Below are 17703 nucleotides of genomic sequence, written 5' to 3'. Positions count from 1 at the left end.
TCACCAATCCATCCGTGGTAGCGGACTCACCTCCTGTGAGGTAAATTCTCCTTTCAAATATTTAAAATGCGCCGCCATCGCAATCATCCCTGCATTGTCGGTGCAGTACTGAAATTGTGGGATATATACATTCCATTTTTCTTTTTCTCCTAATTCCTGCAGGGCTTTTCTCAAACCCGAGTTAGCCGATACGCCTCCGGCAATGGCTACTTCTTTAATATTCAGTTCACGGGCAGCCCGGCGCAGTTTTTGCAATAGCATTTTGATAAGTGTATGTTGTACACTGGCACAAATATCAGCTATGTTTTCTTCAACAAAATTCACGTTCTTAGCCTGATTTGCCTTTAAAAAGTACAAAATGGAAGTCTTGATACCACTGAAAGAAAAGTTATACTTTGGCATCTCTGATAGCGGAAATTCAAAGGCTTCGGGGTTACCCTGTTGGGCATATTTATCTACCAATGGGCCACCAGGATAGGGCAGACCTAACAATTTGGCGGTTTTATCAAAGGCTTCGCCTACGGCATCATCCTGTGTTTCGCCTATTACTTCCATTGTCAAATGGTCATGTACCAATACAATCTGGGTATGGCCACCACTTACAGTCAGGCATAAAAATGGGAAACTTGGCGCAGGCTCATCAATGAAATGTGCCAGCACATGTGCCTGTATATGATTGACTTCAATCAATGGAATATTAAGCCCTAATGCCATGGCTTTGGCAAAAGAGGTACCTACTAGCAGAGAGCCCAAAAGGCCCGGTCCACGGGTAAATGCTATGGCATTTAGCTGATTTTTTGTTACCTTTGCCTTTTCCAAAGCACTTTCAACCACGGGTAAAATATGTTGCTGGTGCGCACGCGAGGCCAACTCTGGTACAACACCGCCAAAACGCTCATGAATTAGTTGCCCCGCTACAATGTTGGAGTAGATTTTACCGTTAGAAATAACAGCCGCTGACGTTTCGTCACAAGAAGATTCGATAGCTAATATATTCAAAACTAAAGGGTATAATTTTGTGTTTTATGGTTTCTAAACCACTTAGTAAATTAAAACACAAAATTACTATGGGTAATTCAGTAATTAATTGATTTGTTAATTATTTTGTTTTTTTGTTAAAGTATTTGCGCCAGGCAATTAAAATATCAACCAGAATCCTGCTGAATCTTATTTTCGTAATCTTTATGGGAATAATGATTGTGTTTTATGCCCTGCAGCTTCCGGTAGTACAAACAATGGCGCTCCAAAGAGCCACCGAATACCTCTCTGAAAAACTGGGTTCCAAAGTAAAAATCGAAAAAGCCAAGCTTACCTGGTTTGATGAAATCACCTTAGAGAACGTGACCATTTACGACTACAAAAACCGCGAAATGATTTTTGTAAAAGAGTTATACGTCAACTCTAAAACCAATTTTAATTTCGACTGGAATACTTTTCTGACCTTTGATAATAATCTTGATTATGTAATGGTTCTCGATCCTCGGGTGAAACTCATTTACGAAACCGATGGCGATTTGAATATTGATAAATGGATAGCTAAGATTGAAGACCTGACTTCAACTCCTGATACGGCCAAGGTTCGGATAGAGCGCAATATTCCGTTTACGATTGATGAAACCTATATTCAGGGTGGAACATTTACACTACAAGACCCTGAAGAACCGCGGTTTCCGAAAGAAGAATTTGATTATAATAACTTTACGGTAAATGGAGTACAGGGGCTATTGAAAGACTTTTTCATACAAGGTGATACCATCAAATTTGCCCTGACTGATTTGAAAGGCAAGGATCGCCGGAGTGACCTTGAAATCAAGGAGCTGAATACGCAGTTCTTTTATTCAAGACAGCATATGAGGTTTGATGATTTATATGCCAAAATCAATAATTCTACCCTCAAACGGTCAGTCCATTTCAATTATCGTACCCCAAGAGATTTCAGTGATTTCAACGAAAAAGTTGAAATGATAGGTGATTTAAGTGATTGTGAAATTGATGCACAGGATCTCGGCAGATTTGCCACAGATATGTATGAATATCGGGAAAACTACCTGCTCAACGGAGATTTCAGGGGAACAGTACATGATTTCCGGGTCAGGAATTTTAATCTGAAATTCGGTACAAATAGCTATCTCGACGGAGAAATTGCCTTTAAGCATATGCCTGATTTGCGAAAGGCAGTAATGGATCTGAACTGGAAACCCTCGCAGATTGATGCCGTTGACGCCCGCCAGTATGTTGGTGATTCTTTATATAACCAGCATGTAAAAAAATTTGGTATAACCACTTTTGCCGGAATTTTCAAAGGACTATACAATGATTTCACTACCGATGCCTTTGTAAAATCTCAACTCGGAATGGTAGCCGGAAACATCACCATGAAAATTCCTGATGGCAAAGCTTTGCCTACTTATACCGGGTCGTTAATGGTAGAAGAACTGGAATTAGGTAAGCTGGTGAACGAAGAGGGAATGCTTCAGCGAATGTCATTTAACGGCGAAATAAAAGGCAAAGGATTGACGATTAAAGACGCCCTGTTGAATTTTGACGGAACGGTGAAGCATATCTGGTTTAATGGGTATGATTATAAGAATATCCATGTAGATGGGGCCATGAGCCAATCTTTGTTTGATGGGCGGATAATTGTAAAAGATACCAATCTGACTTTTAATATTGGCGGCAAAGTAGATTTTGCACAGGCACTAAATAAATTTGATATCCATGGCATTGTGCAGAATGCTAATCTGCGAGCATTAGGCTATGCAAAAAACGATGTAAAATTCCGCTCAGAAATAACCCTCGATTTTCAGGGGAATGAATTAGATAACTGGATTGGAAAGGCTCAATTGCTTCACACAGTTTTGCAGTACGACAACCGCAAACTAGGGATTGACTCTGTATTTGTTACCTCAACTCTAGACAGCAATTCCCGCCGTGTTAGCCTGCTCTCAGAATTTTTCAATATTGATGTCACGGGCAAGTTCACCCCAAGTCAGGTAATAAGCGATGTGACGCGCTTCTCAAAAGAATACACCCAGTATTTTGTAGAAGACGAAGCTACCCGGATGGCATATTACATGAGTCTGCCTGTTAGTACTTACCAACCCAGATATAACTTAGATTATAAAGTCTTATTTAAGAAATCAGAGCCTTTCTTCGCTTATTTCTATCCGAATCTGTATATCTCACCCAATACTGAACTAAACGGACAACTCAATATAAGAAGCACAGTTGAGGTTTCATTGGGTGGCAAGATTGATACCCTCCGCCATGGAAGCTTTACTTTTTACAATAACGAATTAGACTTCAATACTTCTAAAGAAGTTACCTCTCCAAAAATCCTGACTTCATTGGTATTTAACTCAGATAAACAGAAGTTGGGTGATATGGCACCTACCGAAAAACTGGAAGTGAACGGAGCCTGGGGACAAGCCAATGTGATTGAATTTGATGCGAAAATCAAGCAACAGAAAAGCTCAAATAAAGCACAGGTATTTGGCCAACTGGCCTTCTTGCACGACGAAATAGATGTAAGTCTTAATCATCGTAACACCAAACTTGATTTGCTGGGCGAAACCTGGCAGGTGGCACAGAACAACCTGATTAATTTCTTTCAGTCGGATATTTGTTTTCAGGATGTATCTATTGCCAACAAAAATCAGAGTATCTCAATGAATGGCTATTTATCAAGCGATAGCCTGAAAGAAGCCTATATCAATGTGCAGGATTTTGACTTAAAAACCCTGCAACCCCTTACCAATGTTGATCTGAAAGGTATTGTTAATGGTAAGATGATGTTGAAAGATGTTTATAACGATGGGATCATTACAAGCCAGTTTGGTATTAATGAATTGATATACAAAAACAGTCTGGTAGGTGATATAGCAGGCGAAGTGCTTTGGGATAATCTGACCCGGAAACTCAATATCTATGGTAATGTTATCAGAATTAATAACGAGATATTCCGTATATCCGGTACTTATGACCCCAAAGACGACTACGACCCACTCAACCTGAAAGCGAACCTGAACAAAGCTAATCTTGAAATATTCCAGTCGTTTGTAGATGATATTTTCTCTAATGTTGGGGGCTATGGCTCAGGTGCGCTTACCATCAGGGGCACACCGGGCGACCCCGTTATCAGAGGCAGTGTGGCAGTGGAGAAAGGGAGCCTGGTAGTGAACGAATTGAATACAGCCTTGTATTTTGATGATAAAATCAACCTTAATGAAGAGGGCTTTGTAGCACAAAAAGGCTTTAAAGTACGTGATGCCCTCGGTAATGAAGCCGAACTGGCAGGGGGTATTTTTAATGGTGGTGGCGGAAACTTCATGTTGGGTCTGCATGCTTATATGCGTGGTCGGGATGGTTTTAAAATCATGAATACCACCATTAAAAACAATGAGGATTTTTACGGAACAGGTATCGCCACTGGCGATTTACATATCACAGGAAGCTTGAAAAATGTAGCTATTACGGGTAATCTTACCAGTAAAAAAGGTACTCAGATAACTATTCCTTTGGATGGTGCTACCTATGTAAATACCGAAGAGGAGGGAATCACATTTGTTACCAGAAATACACAGGAAGTTAAAAATAAAAGTGCTAAAAAAGACTCACTTAACACCGAAGAGTCTGGTAGCCTAAGTATGGCATTTAACTTTACCATTACCCCTGATGCTGAATGTATAGTAATCTTTGACCGTATTAATAAAGACCAGCTGACAGCCATAGGAAACGGACGTATCAGTATTGAATATGATACGCGTGGCGGCTTTACTATGACAGGCCCTTATACTATCAGAAGCGGAAAGTATGATTTCAGCTTACAGAATATCTCTCGTGTAAGGAAATTTGATATTGCCGATGGCAGCTGGATTCGTTGGTCGGGTGACCCGTATGATGCAGACATCAGTATTAGTGCTATTGTAACGGCTAATGTGTTTATCCCTGATGGAATAGCCTCTAGTAGCAATAGTTCTGAATTAAAAGCAACGTATCCGGTAAGTGCGTACGTGATACTCACAGATAAGTTAATGAAGCCTACCATTAAATACGATATTAAATTCGATCAGCGTAGAATACCTTTGAATCTTCAACCACAGGTAATTGCCTTTGAACAACGACTCAGGAATGACGAGCAACTCCTCTCAAACAACTTTGTAGGGGTAGCAGCATTTAATCGATTATTCTCAGATAATAGTTTCAAAGATGCTGTTGATTCCCAATTGCTTTTAGATAATGTAAGTAGTTTATTGACTAATCAATTAGGAACTATTGCATCTAAAATAGACCCGAATCTTGAAATCGGGGTACAGTTAGGCGCCATGAGTAATGTGCGCCAGAGTTTGTTCAACAATATGCAGTTCAATTTCTCGTATCGTTTCAGCAATAATCGCTTGAAACTGAGTGTGAATAATACGATTCTGCAAAGTCAGGAGCAAACCGCCGGAAACTATTTTTATGGTGGCGAAGTAGAGTGGTTGTTGAACGAAGAGGGTAGCTGGCGCTTAAAGGCCTACAGCCGAAACGTACCCAACTATTTCTACAACTTCAACACCAACGTAACCGTAAACGGTGTAAGCTTGCAACATACCCGTAATTTTAATACAATCTTCAAACGTAAACCAAGCCCCCCGGCCCCTAAAGGGGAGCTAAAAAAAATCGACGAAGTTGTAAGCACCCCTTTAAGGGCTGGGGGGCGGCTGGGTGTCGTTCTTTAGAACCTATACTGCACCCGACAGGTAAAATTATTATCCTTCAGATCCCTAGTATATTCATTTAGGGAAGTCTTTTCATTCTGTGGCATTTCGTACCAGAGCATCAGGCGAACATTCTCATAAATATACGTCAGGTAGCCGAAACCAAAGGTATTAAAGCGTACATCAGCACCAGTAAATCCCTGTCCGATTTGTTTGCCTTTTACGCTTTTGTTGGGGTCATACCAATCATATTTTACTACCAACTGGTGTTTCTTGCTGCCAAGGTGTTGCAGATAATAAAAATAGGCCCCATCAAAATTACGGACATATAATGGCGATAATTTGCCATTTTCCATAGGGATTACCGCAGGTGTTTCTGTTGTATTCTGAATGGCCGTTTGTGTTCCCCTAATATACTCTGCTCTGAACTCCGTTTCACCTACCTGATTAGGGATTCTGATTTGAATATCGGCTCCGTAATAATTTCTAGGGGCAATTTTGCCAACATTATTAGCTGACGAATCTATAGCGAAATGTCTGGTAGACTCATTCATGCGGTAAATTTGATTCGTAAACTGTTCCATTCCACCAAAGAAACCCGATACACTACCACTGACAATCAGTTTAGGAGCCAGGTTAAAATGCTTTACCGAAAGCCTTGAAACAAGGTCTTTATGGTTATCAAAATCAGCCACAGCGTTTACGCCTTGTCCGTTAAATACGGCTAAGTCAAACTTAATATATTTGAGGAAATTGGTTTTTGTTCGGGGCTCATAACTTCCCATAAAACCAAAATCACGCTCTACTTTCATCAGAATCTGAGACATTCTACCACGCTCCGGCGATTCACGGTCTGGTGAGCCATAGCCTAATTCAAAGCCGAATGGGCGGGCAAACATACCAGTTGTCAGATAAAAAGATTTGAATTTATTTTCGTAGATACGTCCCCAGAAATCCCGGATAAAAATACCTCTTTCGGTACCATCAAACTGAAAGATAAAGTAGAGTTTGGGCATGCCATTTTCGAAGAAGCGTGCATAATCAAAGCGCAGACGCCCCCGACGCATCATGAAACGATTGCTGGCATTGGGCTGAAAATCACCACCATTAAAATTCTTAGCTCCTTTGGTTTGTATCCACTGGAATTGGGGCTGAATATAACCACTGATGCCTACATATTCGTATTTTTTGAGCGTAGCAAGCAATTTACGGGTGGTAGTTGTATCAATCTCTGTCAAAGACCCATGGTCTTGCGCTTGCGTTTGAGATATACTGAAATAGAATAACAAGCCGATTAGCCCTGTCTTGGCTAACAGATTCAAGTGAAGTTTCATATTGGTGTTTTTTGACATGACTAATACATCATGTCTGGAATTTATGACGATAAGATTCCGGGTTTTATGCCGAAATCTTATCGTTAAGATTGAGATTTTACTTTAAAATGGAATCTTGTTTCTGCTTGGTGGATTATAAAACCCAACGGAAGAACAGAAACAAGGTAGCTGAAAGGATAATTGCCACAGGTAAAGTAAGCACCCAGGCTAAGGCGATATTTTTGATGGTACCAGACTGTAAGTTCTTAATACCTTTACTGGCAACCATTGTACCTGCAATACCCGACGATAAGGAGTGCGTAGTACTCACAGGTAATTTAAACCATGAGGCTAATCCGATGGTAGTAGCAGCCACTAATTCAGCCGAGGCTCCTTGCGCATAAGTCAGGTGAGATTTACCGATTTTCTCACCCACAGTTACCACGATTCTTTTCCAGCCAATCATCGTTCCTAGACCTAACGACATCGAAATCATCAGAATTACCCACATCGGTGCGTGATCTGTATATTTTCTGATACCTTTTTCTTCTTGCACAGCTGCTGCTTTCAAAGCGGCTTTATCGCCTTCGCTTAAAATAACATCAGGGTCTTCTACCAGCTTTTTAGTACCACCACTGATGGTAAGCAAAGCTTTACGGGCAGCCAGAGCATCCTTTTTGTCTACTTTATTGCTATCTGCCAAAGCATTCAGAAAACTCACACTTTCTTTAATTTTGAGGATTCTCGCATTTTCAACATCTGAAGTTCTGGTCGTATCAATCAATGCTATTTTTTGAGAAATCGTTGCTAAATCCGGCTTGATTTTATCAAAGTCAAGCGTATTGTTGATAGCGAAGTAAGCAGGAAGAATACCTATCAGAATCAACATTACCAGACCAATTCCTTTTTGTCCGTCGTTACGACCATGGAAGAAACTCACCAGTGTACAGGTAGTAATCAGAATGGCTCTTACCCAGAAAGGGGGCTCTTCGTTTTTCTTTGGTTCGTCGAATATCTGTTTTCTGATATCTTTATTCAGTGCTCTGCGGAGCGTGAACATCAGGATAACGGCTAAGCTAAAACCTACTAGCGGAGATAAAAACAAGGCGTAGAATATCTCTTTGGCTTTATCCCAGTTAACGGCTGCTACACCTGCTGTATTGTCAGGTAAGAGAGCATAGCCTAAGCCAACTCCTAAAATAGCACCGATTAATGTATGAGAACTTGAAGCCGGAATACCAAAATACCAGGTTCCGAAGTTCCAGATAATTGCACTAAACAATAAGGCCAGTACCATAGCTATACTATGATACACATTCTGGTCGATTAACAGTTCAACCGGGAGTAAGTTTACTATACTCATACCTACACCTACACCGCCGGTTACTACCCCAACAAAGTTAATGATCCCCGACCAGACTACGGCTTGGGTGGGTTTTAATGAATTGGTATAAATAACAGTAGCAACAGCGTTAGCTGTATCGTGGAAACCATTAATGAATTCGAATGCACAGGCCGCCAGAAGGCAGAAAGAGAGTAAGAGAAAAATGTCGGTTTCTAAGCCAAACATAAGGGATTTTGGGTTTAAGTTATTACAGTATGATTATATTGGTGTTCATGATGCAAAATTCCGAAAGTTTCTACGATAGTAGAAAGAAACCATGTTAAGAAATTGTAAACACTTGGGGAGGAGAGGTTTAAAAGATTGAGTGAATGAGTGATTTAGTGAATGAGTGATTAATTCCAGTTTAAGGACTTGTGGTCTCCTAATACTCTTTGGACAATTAGTGAAATTATTTGTCTATTTTCAAACATTCACTAATTCACCATTCACAATTAATCACTCATTCTCTCAATCACTAAATTATTCTCAAACAAAACTCATGATCTTATCAAAAAGTTCTCGCTGATTGAATGGTTTTGTAATGTATTCGTTCATACCGATTTCAATACACTTATCTTTTTCGCCCACCAATGAGTGAGCGGTCATTGCCATAATAGGGGTGGTATTTTTGAGTTCCTGGCGTATAAACGTAGTAGCCTGATACCCATCCATTTCCGGCATCTGTAAGTCCATCAGAATAATATCATAGGTATTCTCTCTGACTTTCTCGACGGCGATTCGTCCATTCTGAGCCAGATCACTGGTAAAGCCGAACTTTTCAAGCACGCGTAATGCCAGTTTCTGATTCAATACATTGTCTTCAACCAACAATACATGAACTTTTTTGTCGCTAATAAGCTGGCTATTATTAACATTTTTACTCTTTTCTTCTTCTTTTACTTTTTTATAAGTGAGTATAAATCCAAAAGTTGAACCCTCATCAGCCACACTTTCTACGGTAAGCGTTCCTTCCTGTAATTCTACCAACGATTTCGAGATACTTAGCCCTAAACCCGTACCACCATATTTGCGGGTAGTATCAGAGTTGGCCTGAGTAAAGCGGTCAAAAATCATCTGCAATTTATCTTGCGGAATACCAATACCCGTATCCACCACCTTAAACGAAACAGTGCTTTCAGTTTCAGTTTCGCCAATCTGCTCAACAATAATATTTACCGAGCCTTTAGTGGTAAACTTAACCGCATTATTAGCGAGATTGAGCAATATCTGATTCAATCTGGTTGGGTCTCCTAATAAAGTAGCAGGAATACTTTCGTCTACCGAACAATCTATCTCTAAACCTTTATCGTTGGCTTTACCTTTCAGAATATTCTTTACTGTTCTCACGATTTCTTTTACGCTGAAAGGTATTTCCTCAATTACGATATGCCCCGACTCAATTTTCGAAATATCCAGAATATCATTAATAATACCTAAAAGATTCTCGGTTGAGGTAGTGATATAGGATAGGAATTCGGCTTGTTCTTCGTTCAGTGGTGTATCTTTCAATAAATTGGCAAACCCTACAATCGCATTCATAGGCGTACGTATTTCATGGCTCATATTAGCCAGGAATACGTCTTTTGCGTGTGCGTTCTGTTCGGCTTGTACTTTGGCTTTGATCAATTCCTTTTCTATCAGAATGCGCTCGGTCATGTCAACCGCATTTCCTATTACATACTTTTCTCCATCTATCAGTTCAGATAAAATATTATTATACATCCAGGTTTTAAAAGTACCGTCTCTGTGCTGAACTTTCATTAAACCTTTAAAATACCCCTGCTCTTTTATCTGGTGCAGGTAAGCCTTTACTACATCTGCATATTCAGCAGGCACTAAATCGAACAAGGTTTTTTGCAGATACTCCTCTGCCGAATAGCCCAACAATTGCGCTCCGGCAGGATTAACAGTCAGGAACCTGCCTTTCAGGTCATGAGTACACATTAAGCCCTGCGAGTGTTCGAAGAAACCTCTATGGCGCTCTTCGCTGAGCATAATCTTACGCTCCCATATTTTCTTGGCTGTGATATCTTTAGCAATGCCCACAAATCCGGTAATTTGTTTCGCACCATTGGTAAGTGGTGTTAGTGATAGCTCAACCGTAATTCTGGTTCCATCTTTTGTGATATATGTCCACTCATTGGTATCAGTTGTTCCTAAACGCGCTTTAGCAATCAGAGATTCATCAGGAGCGTGTAGTTGAATGCCTAGTTCCTCGGTTACAGTTTGCGCATATTTATTAATCTCGTCAGAGTCATGGAAAAGATTCGCCTTATGGATACCAATTACTTCATCAGCTTTATAGCCTAACATCAACTCGGCACCCTTATTAAATGTCTTGATATTGCCATAGCCATCACTTGTGATAATCGCAATGCCCGAATCAGCATCTAATATGGCTTTTAGTTCGGTATAAACTTTATCTAATTCAAGTCTGACCTGTTTCTCTTTATCAATATCCTGTAAGGTTCCATAAAGAATGGCAGGTCTGCCTTTGCTAAGTTCGGCTTTACCTACGGCTCTTATCCATTTCTTATTTCCTTTAGCAGTAGTGATCTGAAACTCCGTATCAAAAGATGAACTATTTTCGATAGAATCCCTGATCATTTCTTCAATCACCTCTTTGTTGGCATTAGCAAACAAAATGTTGTTTTCTATCGTAGGTACATAGTCGGCCCCAACTTCATAGATCTCTTTGGTAATATCAGAAAACGCTATTTCGTGGGTATCCAGATTTACTTTCCATGCACCTATTTTTGCTACCCTGTTGGTAGACTCCAGCATATTTTTGGTTTCTACCAATTCCTGCTCTATACGGTTTTGCTCCGTAATATCACGGCCAATGGCATAAGAACCTCCGGTGCCCGGCTCTCTTGTAACTACCCATTGAAGCAGCTTATAGCTGCCATCAGCTGTTTTATATCTGTTGTTTACAGTTAAAGTTTTTACATTTTCAGAGAGGGCTTTAAGTTGCTCACGCGAAAACTCTAAATCATCAGGATGAATAAATTCCTGAATAGGCTTTTCTATTAATTCCTCATCCGACCAGCCAAGTGTTTGTTCAAATGCCGGATTAATCTTTTTAAAATGACCGTCTTCGGCTATACAAATCAAATCTTTAGAAAGATTAAAGAGGGTTTCATACTCTTTCAAAGATTCTTTTTCCTTGCGGGCTACAATCTGAGAAATAACTTCATGTGCAAGTATAGTAAGGGCTTCTTCCTGTTCTTTGCTTAATTTACGAGGTTTATCATCAATTACGCACATAGAGCCTAAAGCAAAACCATCCGGGTCTATTAGTGGATACCCTGCATAGAACCGAATATTAGGATTACCCAATACCAAAGGATTATCTCTGAACCGATCATCTTTTGTAGCATCTTCTACCGCAAAAAGCGCCTCGTCCATAATTGTATACTGACAGAAAGATATATCCCGACTGGTTTCATCATCTTCTAAACCAACCTTGGATTTAAACCACTGCCTCTCTTCATCTATAAGCGAAATGACAGATATAGGTACTCCACAAATAATAGAAGCTAATCTGGTCAGACGGTCAAACTCTTCTTCCTTTACCGAATCCAGTAAATTGTAATTTTTCAGGGCTTGTAGTCTTTCCTTTTCGTTAGCTGGAACAGGTAATAAAGCTGTCATGTTTCTTGGTTAAATAAATCCACTTAAAACTCTCAATCAAACAACCTTGTTTATACTGATTTTATCCAGGCATTAATAAAATCAGATTTTAATAGTACATCCATTAAATATTAATGATGTGTGCAGCAGATGTAGTGTTTTTAGAAAGATTTTGGCAAAAGTTATATTTTATTAATAGAGCGGCTATAACCGCAAATTTACAAACAACTTGTTTTTAGCTCAATAAATTACAATTTTTGTATGAGCAATTGGTTTTTAGCGCTCAAAAACCATACCATCTAGGCCTTTACAATATGTTAAATCTGTTATCCTTTTTTTATCAATATATTTATTATTGAGCGGATACAGAGCACTATTTTATATTAATTTCTTTACTATTTGTTCGATGAAACTAACAATTGGCATTACCGACTGCGGCGAAAAACACCCGATTTATGAAAAATGGATATTATGCCAAAGCGACAATATACGTATAATCAAACTTGGGTACAAAGAAAATAATTTAGAACAAATTAGCCAATGTAATGGCATATTATTAACAGGAGGAGAAGACGTTCACCCAAGGTTTTATAATAAACCTGACAACCTGCCACTGTGTAATCCAGCATTTATGGATGAGCAACGAGACGAGTTTGAGTGGAAAGTTTGTGAATATGTTTTTGAGAACAAAGTCCCGTTATTAGGCATTTGCAGAGGCTTACAATTTGCTAATGTATTTTTAGGCGGAACACTGGTAGGGGATATCCCAAGCATCGGCAAGAACAACCATTCGAAGTATTATGAGGGAAAAGACCGCTATCATCAGATAGAGGTTACGCCTGGCTCATATCTAGCAAAAATTGCTGGAACTACGGTAGGAGAAATAAATTCAGCACACCATCAATCAGTGGATACACCAGCAGAAGATTTGATAATTAATTCACTATCAGAGGACGGAATAGTTGAAGGTCTGGAATGGAAAACCTCAAACGACCATTCACTGACATTGGTACAATGGCATCCTGAGCGGATAGAAGATTCCGATAACCCTTTCAATAACCGCATCAGACAGGTTTTCATTCAAGCAGCAGCGGGGAATTTAGTGAATAAGTGATTACTAAAAAATAAAGAGTAATTGTGTTACATGGTGTATCCTGGTGAACATTGTCGCAATTAATCTAAGATGAAAACAACTACTTAATTTATTCACTATTCACCATTCGCAATTCAATCTAATCACTAAATCACTCAATAGTTTATGCACGACGCAATCATCATAGGAGGGGGACACAACGGCCTGGTAGCTGCCTGTTATCTGGCGAAGGCAGGCAAGAAAGTACTGATTCTGGAAAAAAACGATTATATCGGCGGAGGAACTACCTCACAAAGAGTTTTTCCCGATTATGATGCATACCTTTCCCGTTACTCTTATCTGGTTAGTCTTTTCCCAAAGGAGATTTTTGAAGAATTAAATCTTAAGGTAAATCTACTTCGCAGAGATACGGCTTCTTATACGCCCTATATACAAGAGGGTGGGCACAAGGGATTAATCATTAGCAATATAAATGAAGAGCTTTCTAAGCAATCTGTTTTAGATTTAGGTTATGGCGAGAGAGAGTGGGAGGGGTATCAAACCATTTTACAAAAACAACAAACCTTTGCCAGTTTAATCTGGGACTCATTTCTTTTACCTCTTAAAAGTAAAGAAGAATGGAAAGCCTATTTTGAAGAAAATGGACAAGCCGAACTCTGGAAAAGCTTTGTAGAAGAACCAATTGGTGAATTGATTGAAAGGTATGTAAAATCGGATATTCTGCGCGGCGTATTAATGACAGATGCCAAGATAGGCTCCTATACCCATGCTTACGATGTGAGTTTATTGCAGAATAAGACCTTTATCTACCATATTATTGGTAATAAAACAGGTGAATGGAGGGTACCTCAGGGAGGAATGGGTAATCTGGTGGCGCAATTGATTGAAAAAGCTATTGAGTTAGGCGTAGAACTCAAAACAAATGCCGAAGTAAAGCATATTGAAAGAGAAGAAAATCTGAAAGTAATCTATAGCAACAAAGGAGGCGAGCATGAAGTAATAGCGAAAGATATTCTAATCAATGTTGCTCCCAAAGTACTAGAGAAACTCTTAGGAAATATACCATTACCTAGCCAGCCTACCGAAGAGGGGACTGCTTTTAAAATTAATCTCCTACTAAAAAGACTACCCCAATTAAAAGATTCAAATGTAAAACCAGAGCAGGCTTTTGCAGGTACTTTTCATATCAATCAATCGTATGAGCAAATGGAAAGTACTTTTGATATGGCTTCTTCCGGCAAAATCCCTGACCCGATTGCCTGCGAAATTTATTGCCATACCTTAACTGATCCATCTATTTTATCAGAAGAACTCCAACAACAGGGCTATCATACCTTAACGGTCTTCGGGCTTGATTTACCCTATGAATTGTTTACAAAGGATAATGAAGCCGCCAAAAAAGAGGTAGTAGCAAAATTCCTGAAAGGCATAAATGAATACTTAGCCGAACCTTTAGAAAACTGTCTGGCTACCGACAAAAACGGAAATCTATGCCTGGAAGCGAAAAGCTCGGTAGATTTAGAAAAAGAACTAGGAATGCCAAGAGGCAATATATTCCATAATGGTTTATCATGGTTCTATGCCGAAAATGCCGACGCCGTTAGTAAATGGGGTATTGAAACCCCCTACGATCATATTTACATCTGCGGTTCAGGTGCAGCCAGAGGTGGTGCAGTCAGCGGTATTCCGGGTAGAAATGCGGCGCGGGTGTTGTTAAGTGTATAACGATTTGAAAAATCGTTATACACTAATTATTCTTCCATCCCGGCCCTTTCACAAATCTGCCTGATTTTACGCCCGTATGAGTACCATTTTTCAACACCTGTTTTCCATTTACAAATACATGTACCATCCCCTCTGATAGTTGATGAGGTTTTTCGAACGTGGCATTGTCTTTCATTTTGCCTAAGTCAAATGCCAATACATCGGCATAATAACCCACTTTTAACCGTCCTCTTTTCTGAATTTTCAGATTGTCGCAAGGCAAGGAAGATAATTTTCTGACAGCCTCCTGCAAGGGAATCACTTTTTCATCGCGCACATATTTGCTTATCAGGCGGGTAAAACTACCATAAGCTCTTGGGTGAGCACTTGATTTTAGAAATACACCTTCGGGAGCCATAGAAGCCGCATCAGAGCAGAAACTCATATAAGGTAACTGAATCTGTTTTTTTACATTTTCTTCGCTCATCAGAAAATACACCACATCTACTCTTGAATCATCGTCAATTACTAAATCCATAGCCGTTTCATACCAGGTTTTGTGGCGAATGGCAGCTACTTCGGCTAGTGTTTTACCGATGTATTTTTTCAGAGAATCCTGCTTGAAGCCAATCAATAAGGTCTTATCTGCTCCAGCGGCCAGACAAAGGTTTTCCCAGTCGTTTTGTTTGGCCTGCATTTCTTCACCCACTCTTCTTCTGATAATCTCTTCTTTTAGCCTTCTTCTCCATTGAGGTAAGCCCCCCTCTTGCACCCACGGCGGCATAGCCGCATCTAAACCCGTCGCTCCGGCAATGTAATTGTACATATCGGCGGTGATATTGATACCAGCCTTGCGGGCGCTGTCAATTTTGGCAATCACTTTATCCAGTTTGTACCAATTATCTTTTCCTGCCGCTTTCAAATGGTATATTTCGGAGTGGATATTGGCATCTTTCCCTATTTTTATAATTTCATTAACCGCTTCTTCAAATTTATTTCCTTCACTTCTGATATGCGAAATATACATGCCGCCATATTCAGATGCCACTTTGGCTAATTCAGTCAGTTCATAAGTATTAGCATAAGTGCCGGGCACATAAATAAGAGACGAACCTACGCCCATAGCCCCTTCTTCCATCGCTTTTCTGACCTGCTGTTTCATTCTTTCCAATTCTTCCGGTTTAGCTGGCCGGTTAGCATAGCCTAATTCATTGGCTCGCACAGTAGCTGCCCCAACGAAAGAAGCAACGTTAGTAGAAACCCCTCTTTTTTCTAAATAATTAAGGTATTCACCCAGAGTAGTCCACTCAATTTTATATTTAATATCGCCTTGTAATCTCTGTGAGTAGGCTTTCACAGAATCGCTCAATGGCCCCATCGAATCACCCTCACCCATTACCTCCAACGTAACCCCTTGTGTGATTTCACCTAAGGAACGCCCATCCTGAATCAGACTTTCAGTACTCCAACTTAACATATTAACAAAACCAGGGGAAACTACCAATCCCTTGGCATCAATGGTTTGTTTCGTACCTGTTTGTCCCGATAAATCACCAATAAAAGCAATGGTATCAGCCATAATGGCAATATCAGCTTTCTGAGGTTCGCCTCCACTACCGTCATAAACCAGGCCGTTTTTAATGATAATGTCGTAAGCGGATTTTTCTTCGCAGGAACTAAGCATGAAGAGTGTGATTAAGCCTGATAAGAGTTGGGAATATCGCATGCGTTTAGGGGGTTAATATTGAGTAATTGAGCCTACAAGGCCCGGTGTTGAGTGATTGTCTTTCATTTTGACTCAAAAGAGCCTTGTTAAGATTCAGTGCAACAAATTACGATTTTTGGCTGGATAATTATTGGAAAAATGCAATAAAAAAATCTATGTCAGAATTTCTGACATAGATTCACGATTTCTAACAAACTGTATAAATTTTATTTCTTTTCCTCCCTAAAGAAAATCTTACTGACAACTTTCCACTCTCCATTAATTTTCAGGAGATTGAAATAATCGATGAATTTAAAAGTAGGGTATTCTAATTCTAATTTTGCCTGGGCAGCTGTTCCCGTAATATCGATGTTCAGGATTTTGGTATTGCGTTCTGATTTTTTACCTGCATTGGCTTTGCCGCCCTCCAGGTATTTGGCAATAGGCACATCTCTGAACTCTCCGGTTTTTACATCCACAAATTTCATAAAGGCAGTCGGGTGAAACACCTTAGCCATTTTGGCCGTATCGCCATAAGTACCGCCATCCATATAATTCTGTACGGTTTCTTTTACTAAATCTAAGTCTGACTTTTGTGCTAGTGCAACCGAGAATTGCGTTAAAAGACAGAAAACAATAAGCGTGAGTTTTTGCATGATTAATTAAATTTTTGAATGGTTTATTTACGTTTTTCTTTATCGTCTGTCCATACCCTATATGAGTTGAAAACCACAATCTCCATAAAGTCATTGCGCTTCTTCTCATTGAGATAAGCCGGGCCATTCGGACGGAATTTTTTCAGAATCGGGCGAAAGTTTTCTTCACTTTTGCGGTAGGACAGGCTATCCGGGTATTCGGTAATCAGCACAATATTATTGCTGACACTATCAGCCTTGTTGACAAGCAGTTTGTAAGAGCTGATGATACCTTGTTTAATGGCATCTTCCCGATACAGTTTCCAGTTGTTTTCAAAGAAGTATAGGGCTTCATTCCAAAGTCCGTTTTTAACCTTGACAATGTCCATTATCACATAAGCGTCTTTTTGTGCATAAGATGGCTGATAGGCCATAAAACCTATCAGTAATAGAAGAGCAAGCTTTTTCATAATTGTTTTTTTATGCAATATTAGGGTTATGACGTAAGCGTTAAAAAATTATTAGACCGTTTCGCTC

General features: G+C 39.7%; 10 protein-coding genes. 3 read left to right on the top strand and 7 right to left on the bottom strand.

Features of this window, described 5'->3' with window-relative positions:
- Positions 1-999, bottom strand: coding sequence for a tRNA (adenosine(37)-N6)-threonylcarbamoyltransferase complex transferase subunit TsaD (tsaD, locus tag D0T08_RS04310; RefSeq protein ID WP_116981336.1), 999 nt, complete (start codon positions 997-999; stop codon positions 1-3).
- Positions 1000-1184: 185 nt separating this feature from the next.
- On the opposite strand from tsaD, the gene D0T08_RS04305 reads away from it, so the two are divergent.
- Entirely contained in the window at positions 1185-5720 is a 4536-nt protein-coding gene (locus D0T08_RS04305; RefSeq protein WP_158561190.1) for a translocation/assembly module TamB domain-containing protein, read from the top strand.
- Here D0T08_RS04305 and D0T08_RS04300 read toward each other — a convergent pair.
- The 3 genes from D0T08_RS04300 to D0T08_RS04290 all read right to left on the bottom strand — a co-directional run bounded on the left by D0T08_RS04300 (position 5717) and on the right by D0T08_RS04290 (position 12050).
- Positions 5717-7033, bottom strand: a complete 1317-nt coding sequence (locus tag D0T08_RS04300; RefSeq protein WP_229238892.1) for a porin — start codon at positions 7031-7033, stop codon at positions 5717-5719. The two genes, D0T08_RS04305 and D0T08_RS04300, sit on opposite strands and share 4 nt — an antisense overlap.
- A gap of 133 nt (positions 7034-7166) precedes the next feature.
- Positions 7167-8582, bottom strand: a complete 1416-nt coding sequence (locus tag D0T08_RS04295; RefSeq protein WP_116981334.1) for an inorganic phosphate transporter — start codon at positions 8580-8582, stop codon at positions 7167-7169.
- A gap of 300 nt (positions 8583-8882) precedes the next feature.
- The gene (locus tag D0T08_RS04290; protein WP_116981333.1) at positions 8883-12050 is read right to left on the bottom strand and encodes a PAS domain S-box protein; all 3168 of its coding nucleotides are present in this window, start codon (positions 12048-12050) and stop codon (positions 8883-8885) included.
- A 385-nt stretch (positions 12051-12435) separates the two neighbouring features.
- On the opposite strand from D0T08_RS04290, the gene D0T08_RS04285 reads away from it, so the two are divergent.
- Positions 12436-13143: a gamma-glutamyl-gamma-aminobutyrate hydrolase family protein gene (locus tag D0T08_RS04285; RefSeq protein ID WP_116981332.1), complete on the top strand. Its 708-nt coding sequence runs from the start codon at positions 12436-12438 to the stop codon at positions 13141-13143.
- A 144-nt stretch (positions 13144-13287) separates the two neighbouring features.
- On the top strand, positions 13288-14847 hold the full coding sequence (locus D0T08_RS04280; protein WP_116981331.1) for an NAD(P)/FAD-dependent oxidoreductase: 1560 nt from the start codon (positions 13288-13290) through the stop codon (positions 14845-14847).
- 22 nt (positions 14848-14869) lie between these two features.
- On the opposite strand, the gene D0T08_RS04275 is transcribed toward D0T08_RS04280, so the two are convergent.
- From D0T08_RS04275 to D0T08_RS04265, 3 genes are all read right to left on the bottom strand, one after another.
- Positions 14870-16552, bottom strand: a complete 1683-nt coding sequence (locus tag D0T08_RS04275) for an amidohydrolase family protein (RefSeq protein ID WP_116981330.1) — start codon at positions 16550-16552, stop codon at positions 14870-14872.
- Positions 16553-16758: 206 nt separating this feature from the next.
- Positions 16759-17187 carry a nuclear transport factor 2 family protein gene (locus D0T08_RS04270; RefSeq protein WP_116981329.1) on the bottom strand — a complete coding sequence of 143 codons (429 nt, stop codon included), beginning with the start codon at positions 17185-17187 and terminating at the stop codon, positions 16759-16761.
- Positions 17188-17210: 23 nt separating this feature from the next.
- Positions 17211-17636: a hypothetical protein gene (locus tag D0T08_RS04265; protein WP_116981328.1), complete on the bottom strand. Its 426-nt coding sequence runs from the start codon at positions 17634-17636 to the stop codon at positions 17211-17213.
- Positions 17637-17703 lie beyond the last annotated feature (67 nt).

The organism is Emticicia sp. C21, from assembly GCF_003418935.1.
Classification (GTDB): domain Bacteria; phylum Bacteroidota; class Bacteroidia; order Cytophagales; family Spirosomataceae; genus Emticicia.
Note: the sequence above shows the minus strand (reverse complement) of the source record. Positions and strands in the feature narration are given on the sequence as shown.